Source organism: Micromonospora sp. NPDC049580, assembly GCF_040675595.1.
In the GTDB taxonomy this organism is placed as follows: Bacteria; Actinomycetota; Actinomycetes; order Mycobacteriales; family Micromonosporaceae; genus Micromonospora.
Genome location: NZ_JBFAPG010000260.1, coordinates 1 through 8,847, shown reverse-complemented (window position 1 = coordinate 8,847; position 8,847 = coordinate 1). Strand labels below are relative to the sequence as shown.

The window sequence follows — 8,847 nt, the reverse complement described above, 5'->3', positions numbered from 1 at the left end:
CCCTGAGTCACGACTGTGACTCAGGGGCACGTCGCCTCGGATGACTCAGCGGTGGGGCTCAGCCGAACATCTCGTCGAGGAAGCCCTTGCGCTTCTTGTGCCGGTAGTGGCCGTGGTAGCCCTGGTGCTGCTGACCGTAGGCAGGCGCCGGCGGATAGCCGTGGACGGGCGGCGGGGGCGGCGGCGGGGGGACCGCGCCGTAGCCGGGCTGGTGCTGCGCCGGGGCGGGCGGCGGCGGGTAGCCGCCCGGCTGCTGGACGGGCTGCGGCGGCGGGCCGCCGGCCTGCTGGCGGCTCCAGTTGGCCTCTGCCTCGAACAGCTTCTCCAACTCGCCGCGGTCGAGGAAGATGCCCCGGCACTCCCCGCACTGGTCGATGACGACACCGCTGCGCTCGTATTGACGCATCTCGCCGTGACACTTGGGACAGGTGAGGCTATTCATCACCCGACGGTACCTGGTCGAGCTAAGCGGTTGCTGTGAGCGCGTCGGTGACCTCGTCGTCGGAGACCTCGTGGAAGTCGTCGTAGTAGACGCTCACCGCGCCGAAATCCGACGGGCGCTGCGCGCAGACGACCTGGTCGGCCTCGGCCGCCAGGAGTTCGTACGCCTCCTGCGCGCCGACCGGCACGGCCACCACCACCCGGCGCGCGCCGAGTCGGCGGACGACCTCGACGGCGGCGCGGGCGGTGGCGCCGGTGGCCAGACCGTCGTCGACGATCACGGCGACGCGCCCGGTGAGGTCCAGCGGTGGGCGACCACCCCGGTAGAGCCGCTCGCGGCGCTCCAACTCGACCTGTTCGCGCTGGCTGACCTCGGCGATGTCGTCGCTGCTGAGGCGGCTGGCGATCGCGTCGTTGAGCACCTGCACCCCGCCCGGGCCGAGCGCGCCGAAGGCGACCTCCCGGGCCCAGGGCATACCGAGCTTGCGGACGACCAGCACGTCGAGGGGGGCGCCGAGCCGTTCGGCGACGACCCGGGCCACCGGTACGCCGCCGCGGACGAGGCCGAGGACGACCGTGTCCGGTTCGCCGACGAGGGCGGTGAGCCGCTCGGCGAGCACCCGGCCCGCCTCGGCGCGGTCGCGGTACGTGGTCATGCCTTCAGGTGTACGCCGTGCGGCGGCGTTTCGCCCGCCGGTTAGACCGATGTGGTCCGACCGGGCAGGCGGTCGGGCGTCGGGGTGGTCGGTGCGGCGTCCGGGCTGTGCAGGGCGGGTGCCCAGGCGAGCAGGGCCAGCGGGTACAGCAGGTACCCGAATCGGGTGGAGGGCATCAGCGCGATCGCGGCGAGGAGTCCGTACCCGCAGATCAGCGCGGTGGCGGCGGCCGTGCCCGGCGGGCGGCGCGCGAGTCGGACGGCGATGGCCACGCCGGCCGCGACCAGCAGGGCGGCGGCGATCAGCCGGCCACCGGGCAGCGTGGCGGCGATCAGCTGACCGGGGAACGGCGACTGCGCCGGGCTGGTGATCAGGCCGTGCCCGAGCGGGAAGCGCAGCACGTTCTCGGTCAGCGCGTCGCGGTCGACCAGCAGGGCCGGGAGCAGGGCGGCGACGGGTAACCCGATCGCGCCGGCCGCGACCCGGGCGCCGGCTCGCCGGGTCAGACCCCAGACGATCAGGACCAGGGCGATCGGCCAGGCGAACAGCTTCAGCGCGCCCGCCAACCCGACCGCGAGGCCGGCCCGGCCGGGCCGACCGGCGGCGGCGAGTGCGAGGGCCAGCAGGCAGAGCGCGAGTACGGGCATGTCGTCACCGCCGGTGGCGAGGGTGAGCGCGCAGATCGGCAGGACGGTGGCGGCCTGCACGCCCCGCAGTAGCGCGGCATCGGACCGGTGCGCCCCGACGAGAGGGCCGCCGACGGTGCCGCGCGCGGCGCGCAGGGTGGCCACGGCCAGGGCGAGCGCCAGCGCGGTGCCCACCGCGAACCACACCCGGGCATCGGTCCACCAGGTGTCGGCGAGTGCCCGGGGCAGGCCGAACAACGCCATGCCCGGTTGGTACGGCGTGTATCCAAGCAGTTGTTCACCGGCCGGCAGGGCGGCGATGGCGTCTCGGCCGAGGTACGGCGTGCCGTGCTCCAGCAGGCGGATGCCGGCCTGCTCGACGACCAGCACCTCCTCCTGCGCGCGGTCGGTGCGTCCGGTGGCCCGCTCGGCGCTCTGCCAGAGCACGGGTAGCAGCGCGGTGCTCGCCCACGCGAAACCGGTCACCGCCCAGCGGGCCGGAAGGCCGGCCGGTCGGGTCGCCGGGTTGCGCCGACGCAGGAGGAGTTGAACGATCACCGCCAGCGTCGTGACCAGGTAGCCGACGGCGGCGACCGCACCCCAGGCGCGGTGCGGCAGCAGGGTCGACGTGACCGCGGTGATCGCCGCGAAGACGGCCGACACGGCGTAGAGGCCCAGGTCGAGGGCGAGCCCGCCGGCGGCGGTGTCGAGCGTCCGCCAGCGGTGGCGGCGGGCGGTCGGGGCGTGGGCGATCACGGGCGCCAGTCTGGCAGACCTCGCTGCTCACGCGATTGTCCGCAGGGCTCCGGCCGGCCTCGGTCACACCGGCGGCGGCGCCTCTGCTCGCCGTGCTGTGCTCGTGCGCCGCTCAGGCGGGGAGGTGGGGAAGGCGGTCGGGGCGGGAACGCCCGGCCTGACGGCGGGTCTGGCTCAGCCGGATCACCGCGCCGGTGTCGTGCAGCGGTGGCGCCAGAGTGCCGGGTTGGCCACCCGACCCTCGCTGCAACGCGGCGAGCAGGGTGCCGGCGGGCATCGGCCGGGCGAACAGGTGGCCCTGACCGGCCACGCAGCCCAACTCCCAGAGGGCGCGTCGCTGCGGCTCGCTCTCCACGCCCTCGGCGACCACCGCCAGGTCGAGGCTGCGGCCCAGGTCGAGGGTGGAGCGGATGACGGCCGCGGCCTCGGCAGAGCTCTCCATGGTCGTCACGAAGCTGCGGTCGATCTTCAGCTCGTGCACCGGGATCCGGGACAGCAGGGAGAGCGAGGAGTAGCCGGTGCCGAAGTCGTCCAGCGCCAACCGCACGCCCTCGTCGCGTAGCCGGCTGAGCACCCGGTCGACCACGTCGAGCTGGCTGAGGGTCAACGTCTCGGTCAGCTCCAGCACCAGCCGGTCGGGCGGAAGGTCGTGGGCACGCAGCCGGGCCAGCACCGAGCCCGGGAAGCGTGCGTCGAGCAGGCTGCGCGGCGACACGTTGACCGCGACCGGTACGTCGAAGCCGGCGTCGCGCCAGTTGGCCGCGGCGATCAGGGCCTGGTCGAGGATCGCCTCGGCGAAGGCCGGCAGCATTCCCGAACGCTCCACCGCCTCCAGGAAACGCAGCGGATCGATCAGCCCGTGCGTGGGGTGGTGCCAGCGGGCCAGGGCCTCCGCGCTGGTCACCTCGCCGGTGCCCAGGTCGACGATCGGCTGGAAGTTGACGATGAACTCGTGGTCGGCCACGGCACGGGGCAGGTCGCCGCCGAGGGTGAGGCGGCTCAGGTCGGCGGTGTCCCGGGTCGGGGCGTACGTGGAGATCCGCTGCCCGGCCCGTTTCGCCTGGTACATCGCGACGTCCGCGCGGCGCAGCAGCTCGGCCATGCCGCCGCTGGCCGGGGCGACGGAGATCCCGCCGCTGGCCTCGACGCTGATCCGCATGCCGTCCAGCTCGAACGGCTCGTGCAGGGCGGCGAGCAGCGTCTCGGCCCGGTGCGCGGCCACCGCGGGGGCCGGCAGCCCGCGCAGGAGTACGGCGAACTCGTCACCGCCGAGGCGGGCCACCAGATCGCTGGACTGGGCGGCCCCGCGCAGCCGATCGGCGACCTGGACCAGCACCTGGTCACCGGCGGCGTGGCCGAGGGTGTCGTTGACCTCCTTGAAGTGGTTGAGGTCGATCAACACCAGTGCGGTCACCCCGTCGGCGTGCCGGGCACTGAGATGCTCGGTGCCCCGGTCGAGGAGGTGCCGCCGGTTTGCGAGGTCGGTGAGCGCGTCGTGGGTGGCGGCGTACGCGTGCTCGTCGGCGACGCGGGCCAGCTCGGCGTACGCCTGGGCGTTGCGGACCGCCGTGCAGAGCGCCGAGGCGAAGGTGCGCAGGGTGTACTGCTCCCGCTCGGAGAGCTGGACCGGCCCACGGAAGCGCAGGCGCAGGACGCCGACGTCGACGGAGCGGTCGTGGCCTTCCAGCGGGGTGGGCACGACGGTGCCGTCCACGTCGGTGGGCGTGCCGGTCGGTCCGTCGAAGGTGATGCCGCCGGTGCCGCCTCGAACGGTGCGGCCACCGTCGCGCAGCTCGATCTCGACCTCGTCGGCGGAGAACAACTCGGCGGCCTGGGTGACGGCGGTGGTGAGCACGTTGTCCAGGTCGACCACGTTGAGCGCGTCGGTGGTGCGGGCGAGCCGCTGCCACGCCTGCTGCTCGGTGCGACCTCGGATGCGCGCGGAGTAGGCCAGGTGCAGGCTCAACATCAGTGGGGGGACGGCAAGCAGCAGTCGGGGGTCCTCGCGGAGGATGAGTAGCGTGCAGACAGCCACGATGAATCGCACGCCGAAGCCGGCGATCCGCAGGTCAAGGTTGTTCAAGAACTGACGGGAGACCGGTGTCCCGGTGGCCAGCGCGATCACCGGGATGGCCAGCAGGTCGTCGAGGAGTGCCGCCACCAGGTAGATCGCCCCGAGCAAGGTGGCCAGCTCGACCACGCCGGCCGGCGGCCACTGCCAGGGGATGGCCAAAGTGGTGATGCCTGCTCCACCAGCCACCAAAATGTTCTTGCTGACTCCGAAGGCCGCCTTGATCATCGGCAGCTTCATGATGGCTGATGCGATACCGACGCCAGCCCCGGTCGCCAGTACCACCCAGGCGGGTGGTGCCACGGCAAGCCCTATCACGATCGCCGTCTCGACCCAGGTGATGCCGTGTGTGGTCGAGCGAATTCGGATAGGTGCCATGACGATCGTGCCAAGCGCAGTCATGAAGGTCAGCGCTACGAATGTCGCACCGTCGCCTACCGAGACGGGGCGACGGGTCAACACGTTGGCCCCAGCGATGACTGTGGGAACGATTGCCATGACCACGATGAGACCGACGAGCAGCAGAAGCGACCGATCTGCCCGGGGACTCTGCGGTGACACCTGGCTCATGAAGCTCCTGTCGTCGCCCACAGTTACCTGTTGACGACAGGAGCTTACCGCTCAGTGCTACTTCGATGTCAGAACCAGTCGCTGCCGCGCATTGCATGCTCCCTCCACTCGTCCGGCCGTTTCCGTATTCCGGATCCGTTCTCGTGATGGGAGCCTAAGAGGAGTTAGGCAGTTTTAGTAGCGATAAATGTCGGTATACGCAACATTAGCCAAGCCAGCGGCCTTTGTGACGGTCTGTCCATGCCACCTGAGCGGAGCGCGGTCGTGCTGCACTGGCGATCCGCAGCTTGCGCGCTGCTGAGAGGCTATCGGCGTTGTCGCCTCCTCCCTAGTGTGGCCAGGATGTGCGCCTGGCCTCATCCGTCAGTTTGGGCTCAGGGTCAATCCGGTCGGACAGAATCTGCTCTCCGTCGCCTGGTCGGTGTGGATTTGGGGTGTCTCGTTGGGGGGTTGGCGTGCATTCTGACCACCGTTAACCTTCCCCAGTGTGATCAGCTAGACACCGATAGACGCGAATTCGGAGGGCCGGTGGAGATCAACCTGCTGGGTGGCCTGGAGGTGCTGCTTGCCGACCACAAGTTGCACCTGGGTACGCCCAAACAACGGGTAATCTTCGCGATGCTCGCGGTCCAGCCAGGCCAGTTGGTGACGTTGTCCGGCCTCATAGACGAGCTGTGGGCCGACCGTCCTCCGCGTTCCGCTGTGGCGAATGTGCGGACCTATGCGGCCAATCTTCGCCGGGAGTTCGAGACGTTAGCGCTCGCGGACGCGACTCTCGTGCGGCAGGGGAACGGCTATCGCCTCGCCTTGCGGCCGGATGTGATCGACGTCTTCCGCTTCCAGGACGAGCTTTACGCTGGCCGGGATGCTCTGGGCGCTGGCGACCTGTCGCGTGCGTCGGAACTGCTGGGCCGCGCTTTGGTGCGGTGGCAGGGTCCCATGCTCGCCGGCATCCCGCTTGGGCCCGTCCTGACGGCTCGAACCGTCGCTGCGGAGGAGGAGCGTCTTCTGGCCGTGGAACTCCTCGCCGAGGTTCATCTGCGATCCGGGCGGGATGATCTCGCAATTCCGTCACTGCGCGCGGTGACTGCCCTTCATCCGCTCCGAGAGCCGACATACCTCCTTCTCATGCGGGCCCTGCACGAGCGCGGTGACAACGCGGAGGCGCTTGTCGCGTATGACGAGATTCGCAGGCATCTGATGACGGAGCTGGGGGTGCGCCCGGGGGCCAACCTCGAAAAGTTGCGGCGCAGGATCCTCACCGAGGCGCCGAGCCGGGAACCCGTCGTCACCGGCCTGAGCAAAGGCACGGCTGGGCGCCTTGCTGGGTCCCCACCAGGACCGGCGGGTGACCCGACGACGAAGCAGATGCCCACAGTCGCAGCGGTGGATCATCTGCCTCGTTCGGTCACCGACTTCGTTGGTCGGGAGGCCGTCGTGGCCAGGCTGTTGGCGGAGACGCGGCGTGTCGAGGATCGCGTACCGGCCGTGCACGTCATCGACGGAATGGCCGGCAGCGGCAAGACAACACTTGCCGTGCACCTGGCCCGCCGGCTGAGCGATCGGTACCCGGATGCCCGTTTGTACGTCGACCTGCGGGGGCATGGCGAGAAGGACCTGATTGGACCGGCGTCGGCTCTTGTCGTCCTGCTTCGCCAGCTTGGGGTGCCGCCTGAGCGGGTGCCGGTTGACCTCGACGACAGGACGGAACTCTGGCGACGCGAACTGGCCCGCTGGAGGTCGGTGATCATTCTGGACAACGCCGCCAGCAGCGACCAGATCCTGCCGCTTCTGCCGATCGAGCCCACCGCCGTCGTGCTGGTGACGTCTCGACGCCGACTCACCCACCCGGACCTCGGCGCGTCGCAGTCCCTGCCGGTCATGTCGTCTGGAGAGGGCGTCGACCTGTTGGCTGCGAGTGTGGGGCGGGAACGGGTCGACGCCGAGCCGGAAGCAGCGGTCGAGGTGGTCCGGCGGTGCGGCCATCTTCCTCTGGCGATTCGGCTGGCCGGCGCCCGGCTGGCGCACCGACGTGGTTGGCGCTTGGCGGATCTCGCGGCACAGATGGCCGGCGCGGCGTCGGTTCTCCCTCATCTGGCCGGGGAGAACAGCACAGTCACCGGTGCGTTCGCCGCCTCCTACGAACCTCTCCCCGAGTCGACCAAGCGGGTCTTTCGCTTTCTGGGTCTGTACCCCGGTAGCCGGTTCAGCCCAACGGCGGTCGCGGCACTGACCGGGCTGACGGTGGCGGAAGCTCACGCGGCTCTCGACGACCTCACCGACAGGCACCTGGTGGAGGATCTGAACTCCAGGCAATACGGATTGCACGACCTCATGCGCCAGTACTCCGTCGAGCTATGCCTGTACGTCGATTCGGCGCAGGACCGCCGGTCAGCCCTGGCCCAACTGCTCGACTTCACCCTGGCAGCGGCACTGCGGATTGCTGAGATTATCGAGCCCGTTGTCATCGAAAGCCAGGTCAGTCATCTCCCGTTCGGTCGGCCTGAATTGCTGGAGGCTCTTGGCGAGCCGAGCGCCGAGTGGTTGGAAGCCGAGCGGGCGGACCTGGTGACGATGGTGGCGTCGGCACATGAGGCGGGCTTCCACGAGCACGCCTGGCGGCTGGCTCGTGCCCTGTGGCGATTCTGCTACATCCGCGGATACTTCGAGGACATCATCGTGACCCACCAGCAGGGGCTGGCAGCGGCAGAGGCGACGGGCAACGCCGAGTCGACGGCGCTGATGCAGAACTACCTGGCCTCCGCTTACGTCCGGACCGGCGACAACCGGGAAGCCCTGAAACATCTGACCCGCGCGGTCGAGCTTTCCAAGGAATCCCGGGACGTGCTGAACACGGCTCGCTACCAGGCCAATCTTGCCCCGGTCCACTACTGGAGCGGCAATCTGACCGAGGCGGTGGCACTCGGTATGGAACATCTGCGTGACTACCGGGGCTACGGCAACGCAGGAGCGCCGAACGCGTTACCGAACGTTGGTATCGCCCTCACGTCACTGGGCCGTTACGAAGAGGCGTTATGGATTCACCGGCGTCACCTGGCCTGGGCCCGAACCAACTCGAACGAGTTCCACGTGCTCAACGCTCTCAGCCATATCGGATCGGTACGCACCCGAATGGGAGATTTCCATCAGGCGATCAGGATCCTCAGGGCCTCGCTGGCGCTTCGCGACCGCACCGGCCACCGCTACGGCGAGGCAGAGGTACGCCTCGACCTCGGCATCGCCTACCGCGGTCTTGGTCGCTTGGCGGAGGCCAAGCAGGAGCATGAGTTGGCTCGGACCCTCGCGGTCGGTTCGGGCGAGCGGCATGTCGAGGCCGCGGCGTTGAACGAACTGGGCCGCACGCTGCGGGCACGCGGGCGGGACCGTGCGGCAGCCGAGATGCACCGCGAGGCCCTGCGGTTGGCGACGCGGATCGCACACCCGCACGAGCAGGGGCGTGCACTGGCGGGCCTCGCGGAGCATTTCAAGGCTGTCGACCCGGCCGAGGCCCGGCGGCACTGGGAGCGGGCGTTGGCGATCTTCCGTCGGATGGGCGTACCGGAACGCCTCGATGTCGAGCGCCGCCTCGCCGAACTGGCTGCCAGTGTCGTCGATGCGGGGTGCTGACCTGCGAGAACGTCGCTTATCGATTTCTTATCGCCGGGCCCGGTAGCTTCTGGAGCGTATCGGCGAACGGGGGAGGTTCTGCCCGTGGGCAGAACCGGGT

At 69.9% G+C, this 8,847-nt stretch carries 5 protein-coding genes; 1 reads left to right on the top strand and 4 read right to left on the bottom strand.

Annotation, left to right across the window (positions count from 1 at the left end):
- Positions 1–58: 58 nt before the first annotated feature.
- The 4 genes from AB0J68_RS20205 to AB0J68_RS20190 form a co-directional block, all read right to left on the bottom strand.
- The gene (locus AB0J68_RS20205) at positions 59–442 is read right to left on the bottom strand and encodes a zf-TFIIB domain-containing protein (RefSeq protein ID WP_354855770.1); all 384 of its coding nucleotides are present in this window, start codon (positions 440–442) and stop codon (positions 59–61) included.
- Positions 443–464: 22 nt separating this feature from the next.
- Entirely contained in the window at positions 465–1,097 is a 633-nt protein-coding gene (locus AB0J68_RS20200) for a phosphoribosyltransferase family protein (protein WP_355063386.1), read from the bottom strand.
- 41 nt (positions 1,098–1,138) lie between these two features.
- Positions 1,139–2,479 carry a glycosyltransferase 87 family protein gene (locus AB0J68_RS20195; RefSeq protein ID WP_363939892.1) on the bottom strand — a complete coding sequence of 447 codons (1,341 nt, stop codon included), beginning with the start codon at positions 2,477–2,479 and terminating at the stop codon, positions 1,139–1,141.
- A 112-nt stretch (positions 2,480–2,591) separates the two neighbouring features.
- A complete protein-coding gene (locus tag AB0J68_RS20190; protein ID WP_354855773.1) occupies positions 2,592–5,048 on the bottom strand; it encodes a bifunctional diguanylate cyclase/phosphodiesterase in 2,457 nt (818 codons plus the stop codon).
- A 600-nt stretch (positions 5,049–5,648) separates the two neighbouring features.
- On the opposite strand from AB0J68_RS20190, the gene AB0J68_RS20185 reads away from it, so the two are divergent.
- On the top strand, positions 5,649–8,747 hold the full coding sequence (locus AB0J68_RS20185; protein WP_354855774.1) for a BTAD domain-containing putative transcriptional regulator: 3,099 nt from the start codon (positions 5,649–5,651) through the stop codon (positions 8,745–8,747).
- The last annotated feature ends 100 nt before the right edge of the window (positions 8,748–8,847 follow it).

Coding starts and splice junctions, on each gene's coding strand:
- AB0J68_RS20200 (WP_355063386.1), bottom strand. CDS start 1,097: ATGACCACGTACCGCGACCGCGCCGAGGCGGGCCGGGTGCTCGCCGAG.
- AB0J68_RS20190 (WP_354855773.1), bottom strand. CDS start 5,048: ATGGCAATCGTTCCCACAGTCATCGCTGGGGCCAACGTGTTGACCCGT.
- AB0J68_RS20205 (WP_354855770.1), bottom strand. CDS start 442: ATGAATAGCCTCACCTGTCCCAAGTGTCACGGCGAGATGCGTCAATAC.